General features: G+C 34.4%; 19 protein-coding genes. 15 read left to right on the forward strand and 4 right to left on the reverse strand.

Annotated features, from left to right (window positions below; translation table 11 throughout):
- Positions 1-33: 33 nt before the first annotated feature.
- The 11 genes from J3U59_RS04050 to ggt all read left to right on the forward strand — a co-directional run bounded on the left by J3U59_RS04050 (position 34) and on the right by ggt (position 11,523).
- Positions 34-639: a TetR/AcrR family transcriptional regulator gene (locus J3U59_RS04050; protein WP_267333188.1), complete on the forward strand. Its 606-nt coding sequence runs from the start codon at positions 34-36 to the stop codon at positions 637-639.
- 301 nt (positions 640-940) lie between these two features.
- Positions 941-1,936: an MDR family oxidoreductase gene (locus tag J3U59_RS04055; RefSeq protein ID WP_267333187.1), complete on the forward strand. Its 996-nt coding sequence runs from the start codon at positions 941-943 to the stop codon at positions 1,934-1,936.
- A 209-nt stretch (positions 1,937-2,145) separates the two neighbouring features.
- Positions 2,146-2,373, forward strand: coding sequence for a ChaB family protein (locus J3U59_RS04060; protein ID WP_086308919.1), 228 nt, complete (start codon positions 2,146-2,148; stop codon positions 2,371-2,373).
- Between the two features lie 128 nt (positions 2,374-2,501).
- Positions 2,502-2,792: a YciI family protein gene (locus J3U59_RS04065; protein WP_267333186.1), complete on the forward strand. Its 291-nt coding sequence runs from the start codon at positions 2,502-2,504 to the stop codon at positions 2,790-2,792.
- A gap of 621 nt (positions 2,793-3,413) precedes the next feature.
- Positions 3,414-4,844 (forward strand): 6-phospho-beta-glucosidase, encoded by a 1,431-nt coding sequence (locus J3U59_RS04070; protein ID WP_267333185.1) that lies wholly within the window; start codon positions 3,414-3,416, stop codon positions 4,842-4,844.
- 23 nt (positions 4,845-4,867) lie between these two features.
- Positions 4,868-5,185 (forward strand): PTS cellobiose transporter subunit IIB, encoded by a 318-nt coding sequence (locus J3U59_RS04075; RefSeq protein WP_267333184.1) that lies wholly within the window; start codon positions 4,868-4,870, stop codon positions 5,183-5,185.
- A 147-nt stretch (positions 5,186-5,332) separates the two neighbouring features.
- Positions 5,333-7,348, forward strand: a complete 2,016-nt coding sequence (locus J3U59_RS04080) for a BglG family transcription antiterminator (RefSeq protein ID WP_267333183.1) — start codon at positions 5,333-5,335, stop codon at positions 7,346-7,348.
- Positions 7,349-7,352: 4 nt separating this feature from the next.
- Positions 7,353-7,691 carry a PTS cellobiose transporter subunit IIA gene (locus J3U59_RS04085; RefSeq protein WP_416379563.1) on the forward strand — a complete coding sequence of 113 codons (339 nt, stop codon included), beginning with the start codon at positions 7,353-7,355 and terminating at the stop codon, positions 7,689-7,691.
- Positions 7,692-7,699: 8 nt separating this feature from the next.
- Positions 7,700-8,185 carry a hypothetical protein gene (locus J3U59_RS04090; RefSeq protein ID WP_267333181.1) on the forward strand — a complete coding sequence of 162 codons (486 nt, stop codon included), beginning with the start codon at positions 7,700-7,702 and terminating at the stop codon, positions 8,183-8,185.
- A gap of 14 nt (positions 8,186-8,199) precedes the next feature.
- The gene (celB, locus tag J3U59_RS04095; RefSeq protein WP_267333180.1) at positions 8,200-9,534 is read left to right on the forward strand and encodes a PTS cellobiose transporter subunit IIC; all 1,335 of its coding nucleotides are present in this window, start codon (positions 8,200-8,202) and stop codon (positions 9,532-9,534) included.
- A gap of 339 nt (positions 9,535-9,873) precedes the next feature.
- Positions 9,874-11,523, forward strand: a complete 1,650-nt coding sequence (ggt, locus tag J3U59_RS04100; RefSeq protein ID WP_416379562.1) for a gamma-glutamyltransferase — start codon at positions 9,874-9,876, stop codon at positions 11,521-11,523.
- A gap of 113 nt (positions 11,524-11,636) precedes the next feature.
- Here the strand turns inward: ggt and rplI are convergent, their stop codons facing one another.
- Genes rplI through rpsF form a run of 4 tightly spaced genes read right to left on the reverse strand, consistent with a single transcriptional unit; the run spans position 11,637 to position 13,018 of the window.
- Positions 11,637-12,086, reverse strand: a complete 450-nt coding sequence (rplI, locus tag J3U59_RS04105) for a 50S ribosomal protein L9 (RefSeq protein ID WP_065634399.1) — start codon at positions 12,084-12,086, stop codon at positions 11,637-11,639.
- Positions 12,087-12,107: 21 nt separating this feature from the next.
- The gene (gene rpsR / locus J3U59_RS04110) at positions 12,108-12,335 is read right to left on the reverse strand and encodes a 30S ribosomal protein S18 (protein ID WP_025314965.1); all 228 of its coding nucleotides are present in this window, start codon (positions 12,333-12,335) and stop codon (positions 12,108-12,110) included.
- A gap of 4 nt (positions 12,336-12,339) precedes the next feature.
- Entirely contained in the window at positions 12,340-12,648 is a 309-nt protein-coding gene (gene priB, locus J3U59_RS04115) for a primosomal replication protein N (RefSeq protein ID WP_416379561.1), read from the reverse strand.
- Positions 12,635-13,018: a 30S ribosomal protein S6 gene (gene rpsF / locus J3U59_RS04120; RefSeq protein ID WP_065634401.1), complete on the reverse strand. Its 384-nt coding sequence runs from the start codon at positions 13,016-13,018 to the stop codon at positions 12,635-12,637. The genes priB and rpsF overlap by 14 nt, the downstream gene beginning before the upstream one ends.
- Positions 13,019-13,321: 303 nt before the next feature.
- On the opposite strand from rpsF, the gene hinT reads away from it, so the two are divergent.
- Genes hinT through J3U59_RS04140 form a run of 4 tightly spaced genes read left to right on the forward strand, consistent with a single transcriptional unit; the run spans position 13,322 to position 16,577 of the window.
- Positions 13,322-13,669: a purine nucleoside phosphoramidase gene (gene hinT / locus J3U59_RS04125; protein ID WP_065634402.1), complete on the forward strand. Its 348-nt coding sequence runs from the start codon at positions 13,322-13,324 to the stop codon at positions 13,667-13,669.
- 7 nt (positions 13,670-13,676) lie between these two features.
- On the forward strand, positions 13,677-14,312 hold the full coding sequence (locus J3U59_RS04130) for a hypothetical protein (protein WP_267333178.1): 636 nt from the start codon (positions 13,677-13,679) through the stop codon (positions 14,310-14,312).
- Positions 14,312-15,355 carry a beta-N-acetylhexosaminidase gene (gene nagZ, locus J3U59_RS04135; RefSeq protein ID WP_267333177.1) on the forward strand — a complete coding sequence of 348 codons (1,044 nt, stop codon included), beginning with the start codon at positions 14,312-14,314 and terminating at the stop codon, positions 15,353-15,355. Before J3U59_RS04130 ends, nagZ begins: the two co-directional genes overlap by 1 nt.
- The gene (locus J3U59_RS04140; RefSeq protein WP_267333176.1) at positions 15,336-16,577 is read left to right on the forward strand and encodes a sigma 54-interacting transcriptional regulator; all 1,242 of its coding nucleotides are present in this window, start codon (positions 15,336-15,338) and stop codon (positions 16,575-16,577) included. Before nagZ ends, J3U59_RS04140 begins: the two co-directional genes overlap by 20 nt.
- The last annotated feature ends 21 nt before the right edge of the window (positions 16,578-16,598 follow it).

Consider the following 16,598-nt stretch of genomic DNA (forward strand, 5'->3'; position numbering starts at 1 on the left):
GAATTGTGTAAAAATCGAATAATCGTTATTTATATGTCATCTCAAACACTCTCAAAAAAAGGAAATGATACTAAAACAGCATTAATTCGTAGTGGTATGGAGTTAATGACAACATATGGTTATCTATCATCAAATATTGAAAGTATATTAAAGCAGGTCGGAGTGCCAAAAGGTTCTTTCTATTACTACTTTAAAAGTAAAGAGGATTTTGGTCATGCCATTATTACCTCATACAACAATTTTTTTATGTATAAATTAGATAAACATCTAACTAATAATGCAATTTCATCACCTTTAGCCAGAATACAAGCGTTTTATGAAGATGCGAAGCGAGGTATGGCAAAGTATGATTACAATCGAGGCTGTTTAATTGGTGAATTAATTCAAGAAGAATCGTTACTGCCAAAGGGGTATGCAACAGTTCTTGAACAAATTTTGCTAAATTGGCAAGCTAAACTTGAAAAATGTCTACTTCTTGCACAGCAGTGTGGTGAACTAAAATCAAATAGTGACTGCAAGGCATTAGCTGAATTTTTCTGGATTGGTTGGGAAGGCGCGGTTACACGTAGCAAGTTAATTAAACGATCTGATCCGTTAGATTGTTTTATTCAACTGTTTCTCGATAATATTGTCCATTAATATCGGCAAGATTATTTATAATAAGACAATAACAATTTGTAGACTATATTTATTTAGAAAATGATAGTATGACTAAATATTCCCCTTTTTTGAATCATCAAACATAATAAACCCGCTAAAACAAAAGCTATATGTAGAATAAAAGTATCTGATTGTCATCAGTTGCAATTAACTAGACGATCGGTCTATAATATTTAGACTATTTGTCTACAAACAGTAATTCAATAAGTTAACTTTATTACTAAGCTTTATTGTAGTGAATTACCCAATCTGATTTACAAAAATTTGATAAGGAATATGTATGTCATTTAACGCCATTATTTTAGAAAAAGATGAGATTAATGGGTTTTCACATTCATTAAAAACCATCACTAAACAACAGTTGTTGCAACAACAGGGTGATACTCTAGTTCAAATTCACTATTCAAGTATCAATTATAAAGATGCATTAGCGTTAACTCATAAAAGCCCTGTTGTTAGGCAATGGCCTATGGTGCCGGGTATTGATGGTGTGGGTACAGTTATTGAATCTAACAGTGATCGATATCATGCTGGTGATACTGTTATTTTAAATGGTTGGGGATGTGGTGAAACCCATTGGGGGTGTCTGGCGCAATATGCTTACTTAAAATCAGATTGGTTAATTCCATTACCCCAAAATATCACTCCCTATCAATCGATGATTATTGGTACCGCTGGATATACCGCTGCATTGTGTGTAAAACGTATTGTTGATTTTGGGATAAAACCGCAAAGCGGAACTATACTTGTGACAGGGGCGAGTGGCGGAGTTGGCTCGGTTGCGGTAGCTTTATTAAGCAAATTGGGTTATCAAGTTACTGCATCAACAGGTAAATTAACTGACACAGAATATTTAAACAAACTTGGTGCAAGCAATATTATTGATAGTAAACAGTTGAAAGAGGCTGGTAAACCTCTACAAAAAGAACAGTGGTCAGCCGTTGTCGATGTGGTTGGTTCTTATACCTTAGCTAATGTATGCGCCCAAACTCAGTATGGTGGCATTGTAGCCTGTTGTGGTCTCGCTCAAGGCATGGATTTACCCGCAACGGTTGCTCCGTTTATTTTACGAGGCGTCACACTAGCAGGTGTAGATAGTGTGATGGCAAGCTATGATAAACGAATTGCTGCTTGGCAATTAATAGCAGAAAACATGGATGAAAAGCTGTATTCTCATATAGCTCAGACTATTACATTAAATGAATGCTTTGAAGTGGCAAATAAGGTGATCGCAAGTAAAATTAAAGGTCGCTTTGTAGTTGATGTAAATAACTAAATCGATATTTAATAAAGTGGTGTAATTTTACACTGCTTTATTAATCCTGAAATTGATTTAGATAAAAATTAACCCAATTCATTGATTAATAATTCTTGTATTTCCTATAAAATCAGACTAAATTTAATCTTAACTGTTTTGAAAGTAGAGTTCGCAACAACCGTTTAGAATTATCCATATTGTATGATTAATTTATAGGGGAATGTGATATGCCTTATCAAACACGAGACGACCTACCTGAGTCTGTTCGACATGTTTTACCAGCACATGCTCAAGATATTTTTAAAGAAGCATTTAATAGTGCCATAAAAGAGTATCAAGATCCTAAAAAAAGACGAGATAATAGTTCACCTGAGCAAGTTGCTTTCCGTGTTGCCTGGTCGGCGGTTGAAAAGCTTTACCATAAAGATGAAAACGGCAAATGGGTTGCAAAATAGTAATTTTAACGATGTATACTTTTTTTTAACATTCTCATAATAGTGTATGATTGATGCTCAATAAAAACTAGTATAATCAAAGCCAACATGTATGGTTGGCTTATTTATATTCAAATTAAGAGATTAAAATGTTCATTTTTTCAATTACCTACCTCAAGCCGATTAGTGAAGTAGAAAAATACTTACCACAACATATCGATTATTTAGAACGTCATTATCAATCAGGACATTTTATTGCTTCAGGCCGAAAAGTGCCACGTATTGGGGGTGTGATACTTTGTCGTGCTGAGAATAAAGAACAAGCGCTAACTATAATGCAAAAAGATCCATTTTATATTTATCAAATTGCACAATATGAACTCTTAGAATTTATACCTACAAAGTTTGCGAAGGAATTTGAAGTGTTTATCTCATTATAGTCAAAAAATTTTAATGAATATTAATAAAATTTTATTAAAAAAATAGTTAGTCTAAGTCTCATTATAAAATGAACCGATTATCAATCCATTCATCTTTTAATATCACTATTTCAAAAAAGTGATAAAAACGTTGAGCTTTTTTGTTTTTTTCAAGTCCTATATAAGTCTGTTATTTGTTAAATAAAATTATTTTAAATTCATTTAAGTCTATTTATTATGGATTGATTAATTATTAATGAAAAAATAGAGAATAACTAATCAAATCAGTATGTCAGGGTGATCAATAATCACTTAATAAATTAGGATCGATCTGTCGAACGGGTATTAAATTAGTCGTTATACAACCTAATCATTAACTTATCATTAGCTTAATCTTTTTAAAAAAATGCGAGTTATTTAGTAAAAGATTATCTCACAAATTTGTACAAACACATTTTTTTATTAGGTAAATTTTTATCGTAGTGGCTCAATGTCTTCGCTTTATCTAAAGGTTAGATAAATTTTCCTTATCATGTTCTCATTTTTTATTTTTCCTGATCAATACGGAAAAAGTTGGTTAGTAATTCAGCTTTTTTCCTTTTATACTGAATTCAATCTCTCATTTAATACAGGTATTTGATCATGAATAACAAAGGTTTAGCAAAAGGTTTTTTATGGGGTGGTGCTGTTGCTGCACATCAATTAGAAGGCGCATGGCAAGCTGGTGGTAAGGGGCCTAGTGTTGCGGATGTGATGACAGTTGGATCGACTAAAAGTTATCGTAAAATCACCGAAGGTATAATTCCCGGTGAGTATTATCCTAATCATGAAGCTATCGACTTTTATCATCATTATAAAGATGATATTAAACTCTTCGCTGAAATGGGGTTTAAATGTTTTCGAACTTCGATTGCATGGACTCGCATTTTTCCTAAAGGTGATGAACTGGCACCCAATGAAGAAGGCCTAAAATTTTATGATGACCTATTTGATGAATGTTTAAAATACAATATTGAACCAGTTGTTACCCTCTCACATTTTGAATTACCTTATTATTTAGTTACTGAATATGGTGGTTTTCGTAATCGTAAATTAATTGATTTCTTTGTGCGCTTTGCAGAGGTCTGCTTTGATCGTTACAAAAATAAAGTCAAATATTGGATGACCTTTAATGAGATCAATAACCAAGCCAATTTTAATGAAGATTTTGCGCCTTTTACAAATTCAGGTATCTACTATAAAGCTGGCGATGATCGCGAACAAATTATGTATCAAGCGGCACACTATGAGTTGGTTGCTAGTGCAAAAGCGGTTCAAATTGGTCATGCTATCAATCCTGATTTCCAAATCGGTTGTATGATTGCATTCGTACCAATCTATCCGGAAACCTGTAAACCTGGTGATATCTTAATGGCGCAAAAAGTCATGGAACGTAAGTATTTCTTTACCGATGTTCATGTTCATGGTCAATATCCTAACCATATTATCAAATACTGGCAACGCAAAGGCTTTAAATTAGACGTGACAAGTCAAGATCTCGAAGTGTTAGTAAACGGCACTGTTGATTACATTGGTTTTAGTTATTACATGTCTAATGCAATTAGAAAAAAATCAAATAACTATGAATATAACGAAAAAACCGATTTAATTGGTAATCAATACGTTAAAAAATCTGATTGGGGTTGGCAGATCGATCCGGAAGGTTTGCGCTACACATTAAATTGGTTAACTGATATGTATCACTTACCGCTTTTCATCGTAGAAAATGGATTTGGTGCATATGATAAAGTTGAAGTTGATGGTAGTATTCATGACAGCTATCGTATTGAATATCTTCGAGAACATATTAAACAAATGAAGTTAGCGGTTGAAGAAGATGGCGTTAATTTGATGGGATATACTCCATGGGGCTGTATTGATTTAGTGTCAGCGGGAACAGGTGAAATGGAAAAACGTTACGGCTTTATCTATGTCGATAAAGACAATAAAGGTAAAGGCACTTTAAAACGAAGTCGAAAAGATTCATTTGCTTGGTATAAAAAAGTCATTGAGTCAAATGGTGAAAATTTATAACGGATAAGTTTATAGGAGACACTATGAAAAAAGCATTAATTATTTGTGCTGCTGGTATGTCATCATCGTTAATGGCAAAAAAAGTCACGGAATTTTTTGCAAAAGAAGATAAAGCTATTACCGTTGATGCAGTTTCAGCCACTGAAGGCACTAACATGATCAAAAACAGTGACTTCGGACTTTTTTTAATTAGTCCACAAACCATGATGATGTTCGATAAATTCAAAAAATTAGGTGATGAAGTAGGTAAACCCGTGGTTAGTATCCCTTTTCAAGCCTATATCCCTATCCAATCAGGGATTGAACAATTAGCAAAGTTGATTGAGGATAATATTAACTAAGTTGAATTTGTATATACAGGTTGGCGCTGTCTTTGCTATGCCTTAAATAACAGCGCCTTATTACCTTGGTCGGTGAGTTTTTCGCGTAGATAAATTTAACCACGATATTTTGTATAGCGGTTTTAGTTGCCACAGGTAAGAATGATAATGATAAAAAACAAACAACGTGACCTTATTGCTTTAATGGTCTGTTCTAAAAATATATTCAAAAGTAGTGCCATGCTCGCAAAAGCATTGTCGTTATCCGATAGAACGGTACGTACTTATCTTCATGATCTCAAATCACTCATTGAAGAAAATGGTGCCATTATTGTGAGTAAGCAAGGTTATGGGTACCAACTACAAGTAAAAGATAGAACCGTATTTAATCAATTTTTAATTAAACATCATTTATTGGATCCCAATCAAGAACAAGTTAATTGTCGAGAACTTTGCCAAAGAAAACATCATATCCTAAATCTTTTATTACTTGAAAGCCAAACAATAGATATTGAAACATTATCAGAACAGTTATTTATTAGTACATCGCAATTATGCAAAGACATGCAAGATATCAAGCTTCAACTGCAACCTTTTGAACTCACTTTAAAAAAAAATCGCAGCTTGTTTTATGTTGATGGTGCAGAAAAAGCAAAGCGACATTTCATTATGAGCTATTTTTTTCATGAAGAAACACTCAATTTTTTACACCGTTTAAGTTATCTCAATAAATTTAGTGATGTAATAAGTTTTGATACTTTAACCATTATTATTTTAGATGAATGTCGTGAAGCAAAAATTAAACTATCTGATGTAATGATGCAAAATATTGTGTTGCATTTGGCGTTAAGTATAAAACGTTTACAATCAGGATTATTAATTCAAAATCTTGATTTGCCAAGCTCAGCTAATCACGCTTTGGAGTACCAAGTTGCTCAAAAAATTATTAATCGAATTGAAGTTGTAATTGGATTTTCTTTCCCTAAAGAAGAGCAGATGTACTTAACTTTACATTTGATGAGTAAATCCAATGTTATTGAGCAGAATTTAGATAGCCAATTAAGCTTAATGTTGAACAATTTGCTAGTCAAAATTCAACATGAAACAGGTTACCAATTTTTGAACGATGAGCAGTTAAAAAATGGATTAGTACAGCATTTAAAACCGATGTTAGTACGCTTAGAACAAAATATAACTTTAGAAAATCCATTACTTAAAGAAATCAAAACCTGTTCGACTGAACTGTTTGAATTGGTTAAACATTATTTTAGCCAACTTCCAAACTTAAAAAACTATTCTATTCAAGATGATGAGTGGGGTTATTTAGCCCTCCACTTTTTAGCATCAATCGAAAAACTAAAAAATGAACAAAAAGCGAAAGTTTTAATTATCTGTGCTACAGGCTTAGGCAGTGCTCAACTATTAAAAAATCGGATTGAACGTGAATTTCAAGAACGAATTAAAATTGTCGACACACTAGGATATTATGAAATTGATCCCGAGATGTTAGATGAGGTGGATTTTATCATCTCTTCCGTCGATCTTTCATCAAAAGTGTTTAAAATTCCCGTTTTTCAGGTTTCTGTATTTTTTACTGAAGACGATGTGCAAAAAATTCGTTGTTATCTTGCTTCAAAAAAACATTTTAATTCTGTGAATCGTACCGCATTCAACAAAGTAATGCCCAGTGTTTCAGGTGAATTAACGCATATTGAGCAAGTTATTGATGATTTAAGTGCCGACTATTTTTATATCTGTCAACATCCTATATCAAAAGATGAATTGTTAGTTCGATTACTGGATCGATTATCGATAAATGAATCCTGCTGTTATACAAATAAAATGCTAAAACAGATAGATAAGCGTTCGTTATTAGGCGATATTTTTTTTAGTGATACCATTGCCGTCCCTCATCCGGCTGAACCTGTAGGCAAGCTGTCAAAAATAGGCATTGCTCTTATTCCTGAAGGGCTATTTTGGCAGCAAAATCACCCGAAAATACATTTTGTTTTTTTGATTTCACCGTCTATTTATCAAAATCCCAACTTAGCGATGATGACTAAAGCGATTGTCAATTTAATAGATAGCTTCGATATGCAAGCAAAATTACTCAAAACGCAAAATTTTAATCAATTTAGACAACTTTTTATTCAACTTATTGAAAAGGAGCATAGCCATGAATGATGAAATGAGTTCCGATGATCTTCAATTGATTGCTTTTAACATTATTTTACATAGTGGTAATGCCAAAACCAAAATTCATGATGCATTTAACGCTATGCGGCAAACTGATTTCAACTTAGCAAAACAACTCCTTGAACAAGCCAATGAACAGATTCTTCAAGCACACAAATCGCAAACTGGTTTACTGCAAAGTTATGCTAATGGCATCAAAATCAACATGGAAATTATTATGGTGCACGCACAAGATCATTTAATGACAACCATGACTATGCGAGAAATTGCCATTGAAATGGTCCATCTGTACGAACTCAATCATCAGCTTACCGAAAAATTACGAGGTTAAATCTAATCATGGACAAACAGTTAAAAATACATCAGAAAGCAAGTTTAACTAACCTTTATTTCAATCGGTTTTTAGCCGTTCGTTACAGCACCGCGTTATTCCTATTTTTAAATCTCTATTGGTTGGTATTTTTACTTGGTTCACTGTCATTTATGGCTATTTTACCAGCTATGATTTTTATTCTGGGCACATTAGCCAGCTTTGAACAAATTAAATTATATCGACAACATCAAAATAGATTACCGTTTGCCAAGTTATTTTATCAAACCATTTTTATCAGTTATTGCATGGTAACTATTACTGTTTATAGCTCTGTGTTTCATTTATTTTTTCCATTTTTAAAAGTAGCACCAACAACATTAACTACTATTTTTGTGCTCTTGTTGGGGTGTCTAACTATTTCGCTGTTAATGCTCTATAAATTGAAAAAGATTGAGCGTAACAAAGATAAACACTATCAAAGAATTCTAGCTTACCAAGCGATCATTAATTAGAAGAGGAAAACAAGATGAATACTGGATTTATGTTTTTACAAAAGTACTTGATGTCGCCTATGGCAAAAATATCACAATTTAAAATTGTACGAGCAGTGATGGCGGCAGGTATGGCATCAATTCCTTTTTGTATCGTAGGATCGATGTTTTTAGTCTTTAATACATTACCGATGACTTTTACTGGTTTAGAAAGTCTATTTGAGAATACGATTTTTCGAATAAGTGATCTTTATATGATTGCTAATACAGCAACCATGGGGATTTTAGCGATCTATTTTAATATTGTTGTTGGTTATGAACTAACTAAAATTGAACAAGAAGAGACGGGTTTAAAAGTTAGTCCACTCAATGGAGCCATGCTTTCCATATTTGCTTTTATGATGACTTTACCTGAGCTTGTTTTGAAAAATGGCTCTGTCGTTTTACTTAATGATACAACAGAATTGGTTTTTAATGGTTTACGCTTAAAACCTTTTATTTTTCGGTTAGGTACTTCGGGTATTTTTATTGCTATTGTCATGGCGATAGTTGCAACTCAACTTTATTTTGTTTGTGTTAGACGCAATTGGGTTGTCAAAATGCCCGAAACTGTTCCGTTAGGTGTTTCACGATCGTTCACTGCTTTAATTCCAACATTTGTCATCGCATTTACTATCATCATTCTTAATGGCATTTTAATTTACTTTGGTACCGATATTTTTGATATTATTGGTGTGCCATTTACTTTTGTGACCAATCTAACCAAAAGTTGGCTTGGTATCATGGTAATTCTATTTTTAATTCATGCACTTTGGGTTGTTGGTATTCATGGTGCTAGTATTATCGGTGCGTTTATAACGCCAATAATGTTAGCCAATATGGCTGAAAATGCTTCTGGTTCACATATTCCTTTTGCTGGTGAATTTAATAATTCATTAGTCATTTTAGGCGGATCTGGCTCAACGCTATTAATGACCTTTTTTATTGCTTTTTTTGCTAAATCTAGTCAATTAAAAATATTAGGTCGGGCTTCGGTTGTGCCTGCCATTTTCAATATTAATGAACCTGTTATCTTTGGTATGCCAATCGTTTATAACCCATATCTTGCCATACCATTCTTATTAGCGCCAATGGCTTGCGGTACGTTGGGTTATTTTGCTATAAGTAGTGGTTTTATGAATCCTATTATTGCGTTAGTGCCTTGGCCATCCCCAGCAGGATTAGGTGCTTTTATTGGTACAGGTGGAGATTATAAAGCAGCGATTGTTGCTATATTTTCGGCCATTTTGGCATTATTGATCTATTTACCTTTTGTAAAGTTATACGACAACAAACTTTTTAAAGGAGAACAACAAAAGGTAAATAGTTAAATACAGAACCTATACTCTGCCTTTGATTCTTGTTAGAGCGTTTAAATTTTTATTAAAATGATGACGCTCTTTCTATTTCTCTCTCAAATTCTCATATTTGACATATGCCTCAAATATTTTGGTTCACCTTAATTTGATATTGTTTAATATTTACTCAATTTTTTAAAATTATATGCTATATTGATAATTCCCCTTTATTCAACAGTATTATGATTTAATCATGTTTTGTTGGTACTTTGAGTAAAAGGGAAGGACGAAAATACAATATTGATGAGGAGGTACAAAATGTTAAATTGCAAAGGCCAGTTGATAAAGTATTGCTACCTTATCCTGTTTTTTATGTTTTGTCAGCCCATATATGCGGTTGAAAATGGTAAACAAAAATTTGAATCAGGCGCAATAGCGTCGCCTGATTATTATGGTGCGATTGCTGGGCAAGAAATGTTAACCAAAGGTGGTAATGCTGCTGATGCTGCTGTTGCTACCGCCTTTGCATTGGCTGTGACTTATCCTGAAGCAGGTAATATTGGTGGCGGTGGTTTTATGACGCTTTGGATGGAAGGAAAGCCCTATTTCATTGATTATCGAGAAACTGCCCCACAAAAAGCCGATAAAGATATGTTCCTTGATGAAAATAAGAATGTTATTACTGACTTAAGTTTGTATTCTCATAAAGCTTCGGGCGTACCTGGAACGGTTGCAGGCATGTGGGCAATCCATCAGCGATTTGGTAAATTAACCTGGAAAGAGGTATTAGCACCTGCAATTCGTTTTGCCAATGATGGGTTTACTGTCAATAAACAGTTGATTGAACGTTATCAAGAAGTTGAAGCATCAGCCCCTACTAATGGTCACTTTAAACAATACTTTGGTTCAATGCAAGAAGGTAAAGTGTTCAAACAACCTGAACTTGGCAAAGTACTTGAAAGTATTGCTGAGCAGGGAAGTGATGGCTTTTATAAAGGAAAAACGGCAAAATTAATTGCACAGCAAATGATACAAAATGATGGCTTAATTAGTGAAAGTGATTTAGCTAATTATCAAGCTAAATGGCGAGATCCACTTGTTGCAAATTGGCATGATATGCAGATTGTGACAGCGCCTCCACCAAGTTCAGGTGGTGTGGGCTTAATTCAATTACTTTTAATGAAACAAGATTTAGCAAATGATTTTGAAAATGTTTCCGTTAATTCTCCACAATATATCCATTTATTAGCTGAAATAGAAAAGCGAGTATTTGCCGATCGCGCTGAATATATGGGTGATCCCGATTTTGTTACTGTGCCCGTTGCGAAATTGATTGATGCTAAATATGTGGCAGAAAGAGCTAAACAAGTGAATCCAACAGCAATTTCTATCACCGAACAAGTTAAACCTGGTTTAACTAGTGAACCTGAAAAACTGCAAACAACGCATTTTTCAGTGGTAGATAAATGGGGTAATGCGGCTTCTAATACTTATACGCTTAATGGCTGGTTTGGATCAACGGTTGTGATTGAAGGCACAGGCATTATTTTAAATAATGAAATGGATGATTTTAGCAGTAAGCCAGGTGTTGCCAACCAATTTGGTGTAGTGGGTAAAGATGCTAACGCTATTGAACCTAACAAACGACCCTTATCGTCGATGACGCCAAGTATATTGATTAAAAATAATGATGTGGTTATGGTCATTGGTACGCCTGGTGGTTCAAGGATTTTTACTTCAATCTTCCAAGTGATAACAAATGTATTTGATAATCACATGTCATTGAAAGCCGCTATGGATGCACCACGTTATCATCATCAATTATTACCTAAAAATGTGATTTTTACCGAACCTTATCAAAAGAAAGTCCCTGAGGATTTTAAACACAAACTAGAACAAATGGGCTATCGTTTTGAGCAACAGGATTTTAATGGTGATATTCAAGCGATTAAGGTAACTGATAAACAACCAGAGGCTGTTTCAGATAGTCGTGGAAGAGGAACATCCCTCGTCATTAACTAAAATAGTTGATTTAATGTAATAAATTGCTATTTAGTTAAATTTGCTTTGTAATGGTAATCGAGAAAATAAAAAAACCCGTACATAATTGACGGGTTTTTATCATTGTAGAATGATTATTCAGGAATAATATCAACAATAAGTTTAGCAAAAGCTTCACTATGAACTTGGAAGAATACTTCGTGTTCACCAGTGGTACGCAATACACCATTTGGTAAGCGAACTTCGCTTTTTGATACATTAATACCACGAGCTTTAACTGCATCAGCGATATCACGAGTACCAATTGAACCGAACAATCTACCTTCATCACCTGCTTTAGATTGGATAGTAACTTTACCTAGAGCATTGATTTCAGCAACGCGTTGTTCTGCGGCTTTTAATGTTTCAGCAAGTTTAGCTTCTAATTCAGCACGACGTGCTTCAAAGAATTCAATATTCTTTTTAGTTGCAGGTACGGCTTTACCTTGTGGAATCAAAAAGTTACGTGCATAACCTGCTTTAACATTAACTTGATCACCTAAGCTGCCTAAATTAGCAACTTTATCGAGTAGAATAATTTGCATTATATGTTCCTCTGTTGCTAATTACTGATGGTTGTCAGTATATGGTAATAATGCCAAGTAACGAGCGCGTTTAATAGCGCGAGCTAATTGACGTTGATATTTTGCGCTAGTACCAGTAATACGGCTTGGTACAATTTTACCACTTTCTGTGATATAGCTTTTTAATAAAGAAACATCTTTATAATCAATTTCTTTAACGCCTTCTGCAGTAAAACGGCAGAATTTGCGACGACGGAAATAACGTGCCATTTGGCTATTCTCCTAATAGTTTAATTTGGTCAGCATGTAAAACTATTTGACTGGTTTTATCTCGTTTAGTATGTGTGCTGATAAAGCCACTTACTAATACTTTGCTGCCTTTTTTAATACTGTAACTTAACTCTTGTTGCCCGCTGACGATAACTGGTATTGTACACCATGCTTGTCTTGGGAGTTCTGCTTCGATTTGTTCAGAAACGTGTTCTAAATAAAACTGACAGTGCGAAATCCCACTCGGACTCATTCTTCGTATCGGTGTTTTAGTAACAATACCCGATAACTCTAAACGATTATTCTTCGGAATCATCATCCATGTTTACATCGCTAAAATCTTCTTCAGCGTTACGACGCTCGTCTTTAGCTTTTAACATAGGTGAAGTTTCAGTTACAGCGTGTTTTGTACGCATAATTAAACTGCGAATTACTGCATCATTAAAACGGAAGTTATCTTCAAGTTCATTTACTGCTTCTTGAGTAGCTTCTACATTCATTAACACATAGTGTGCTTTATGCAGTTTTTCGATAGGATAGGCTAATTGGCGACGACCCCAATCTTCTAAACGATGGATTTTTCCACCATCAGTGGTTAATGTACCAGTATAACGTTCAATCATACCAGGTACTTGTTCACTTTGATCTGGGTGAACCATAAATACAATTTCGTAATGACGCATTATCGCTCCCTACGGATTAATCAGCTTTCTGTCGGGGCAACCGCAACCCATTGAAAGCAAGGAACATGAAAAATAGGCGGTTGAAATCGACGGGGCATTATATATCAACACAATATAATTGACAAATGGTTGCATTAGATTTTTTACTTGCAAAGTACGGATAATTTTAAGTGTCATGGCAAATTTGATATTACACCTGTAAAATGTAACGATTTGTATACATTTTTCTCTTCAAAATATGCTATGCTTGCAATAATGAAGTTATGAAATCATAAATATTGATAAATGAAAAGGAGAAACACGATGGCTGAGGAAACCATTTTTAGTAAAATTATTCGGCATGAAATTCCAGCAGATATTGTTTTTCAAGATGAAAAAGTCACTGCATTTCGAGACATTTCTCCTCAAGCACCCACCCATATTTTAATTATACCTAATAAATTGATCCCAACGATTAACGATATTACCGAACAAGACGAATTAGTATTAGGTCATATGATGACTGTCGCTGCTAAAATAGCAAAACAAGAAGGCATAGATGAAAGTGGTTACCGCTTAATTATGAATTGTAATAAAGACGGCGGTCAAGAAGTGTTTCATATTCATATGCATTTACTTGGTGGTAAGAATTTAGGTCATTTAATAGGTTAATTATTATATGAAACAGATCAAGCATGTTGTCATTATTGGTGCATTAAGTTTTATCTTAGCTGGTTGTCAGATTTTTAGTCAAACTAAACCTATTGAAATAAAACCACCGGTTGAAGACTCGCAAGTAAATAATACTGATGTGATTGAGACGCCTCCATCAATTGTGAAATCAACTGATTGGAATAGTATATTGTCACCGTTTGTGCATAAAATATTGCAATCCTCATCTTCAATTGATGGTAATAAAGTTTTGCTGATTAGTGATATTCAGAATCGTAGTGGTGATTATTTAGCAAAAAATCAGATTGATGAAACATTGCACAGCTTAATGAATAAACAAAATCTTTTTGTTATTGCTGATAAGCAATCTATCATCCAAGCAAAACAAGCGTTGGGTATTTCTGCTGATGATAAACTGGTTTCACGTAGTAAAATGATAGGCTTAGCGAAATCTATCAATGCGGGTTATGTGTTATTTACAACGATTAATAAACTGCCGACAGACAACAATGATGCTAATCTTTCTATGGAGTTACTGTCAACGCAAACTGGTGAAATCTTAACTCGCGTAACATCAAAAGATTTCCCTCAACAACACAATTCGTCATCATCGGTTTCTTCAACCCAAGAGGAAACTAAATAATGGGGCCGTTGTTAATTGATGTTGAAGGTATATCATTAAGTGAAGATGATAAAAAACTTCTGCAAAATCCATTAGTTGCTGGAGTGATCTTATTTGGCCGTAATTATCAAGATCCAGCACAATTGAGTGATTTAATTAATCAGATTCGAGCTGTCTCATCAGAGCGTTTATTAATATCTGTTGATCATGAAGGTGGGCGAGTTCAACGTTTTAAACAGGGCTTTACTATTATTCCTCCTGCGCAATCTTTTGCCGCTCTAAATGCGTTACCTCAAGCTAAATCCTTGGCATTTGATGCCGGTTGGATGCTTGCTACAGAGCTTATGGCTTTCGATATCGACCTTAGCTATGCACCAGTATTAGATTTAGGTCATGATTGCTTAGCAATTGGAACACGCTCATTTCATGAAGATGTCAATATCGCTTATCAAATTGCTTCTGCAATGATTGATGGAATGCACAGTGCTGGTATGAAAACAACTGGCAAGCACTTTCCGGGGCATGGTCATGTGATTGCTGATTCACACAAAGAAACACCAATTGATCACCGTGACAAATCATCAATAGAGCAAGATATGCAGATTTTTGCCAAACTTATTGCCGATAACAAACTTGATGCAATTATGCCAGCACATGTAATTTATCCAGCTTTTGATGATAAACCTGCCAGTGGTTCTCCTTATTGGCTCAAAACAGTCCTTCGCCAGCAACTGCATTTTAATGGTGTGATTTTTTCTGATGATTTATCGATGGAAGGAGCGTCCATCTTGGGTAACCATGCGCAGCGTGCTCAAGCAGCATTATTGGCCGGTTGTGATTTACTTTTAGCCTGTAATAATCGTCAAGGAACATTGTCTATTTTAGAGCAATTAGACGTTTTAAATAAAACACAGCCTTTAACTACAAGTAAAGCCAAACTGTTACTGGCTGACAGCAAAATTACTGATAAAGATTTGAAGACAAGCCATGATTGGCAACGTCGTCATGTAAATTTAATGAGACTAAACGAGAAGTGGGCAGATTATGCAAGCCGCCATCATTGAAATTAATCATAACCAGCAACTCATTGCATATAATGACAAGGCAATAGAGCTATTTGGTTCAACGTCGTTAATATTAAATCAACCATTTGATTATCAGATTATTTTTAATCTTAAACATCTCGATGAATTAGAACAACAAGACGACTTAATTATTGTTTTAAATTCTCAGTACTTTTTATTACAAAAAGTCGTGGAATCATCAAAAATCGTCTTTATTGTTCAGTCTATTGAATACTTAAAAAAACACTTGTCAAAAATCAAAGTAGTTAATCATCATGCGTTTGCTATTTTTGCCACTCAAAGTGTTGTAATGCAAAAACTTATTAAACAAGCAAAAGCTTTTTCAATGCAAAGAGAACCGCTTCTCATTTCTGGTGAAACGGGTACCGGAAAGGACCTGCTTGCCAACGCTTGTCACCAGTATAGTGCACGAGGTGATCAAACTTTTCTTGCATTAAACTGTGCGGCGATGCCCGATGAAGTGGTTGAAAGTGAATTGTATGGTCATGCAGCCGGAGCTTATCCAGGCGCAATTGAAAGTAAAAAAGGTTTTTTTGAGCAAGCGAATGGTGGCTCAGTTTTGCTTGATGGCATAGATGAAATGTCATTTCAAATGCAAACTAAATTACTACGTTTTATCAATGATGGCTATTTTCGTCGTGTAGGTGATGATAATGAAGTTTATGTTGATGTCCGTATTATTTGTGCAACAAAAGTAGATTTAGCCGATTTAGTTGAGCAAGGTAAATTTAGAAAAGATTTGTATTACCGGCTCAATGTCCTTTCATTGCACCTACCTTCATTGCAAGAGCGTAAAGAAGATATCGCTCCTTTAACCAAGATTTTTGTCAATGAATTTGCAGACAAGCAAGGAATTAATCCTCCTGAGATTGATAATGAAGTTTTTGATTATTTATCAAGTTACTCATGGCCGGGAAATGTTCGGCAACTCAAAAATATCTTATATTCTGCATTGTCTCAATTAGCGTGCTCTAAATTAACAATAAAAGATATTGAACTACCAATGCAAACTTCATCAAAATTGTCTAATTTCGATAATATCGAGAATAAGACACTCGATGAAATAACCAAACAATTTGAAAAAGAGATCTTATTAAAATTGTATGATCAATATCCAAGCTCAAGAAAATTGGCCAAACGATTAGGCGTATCACATACTGCGATTGCCAATAAGCTTAGGGATTATGGGATAGGGCGGTAGTTATTCTAGAAATTATAGATT

The organism is Gilliamella sp. B3783 (assembly GCF_026536125.1).
Classification (GTDB): domain Bacteria; phylum Pseudomonadota; class Gammaproteobacteria; order Enterobacterales; family Orbaceae; genus Gilliamella.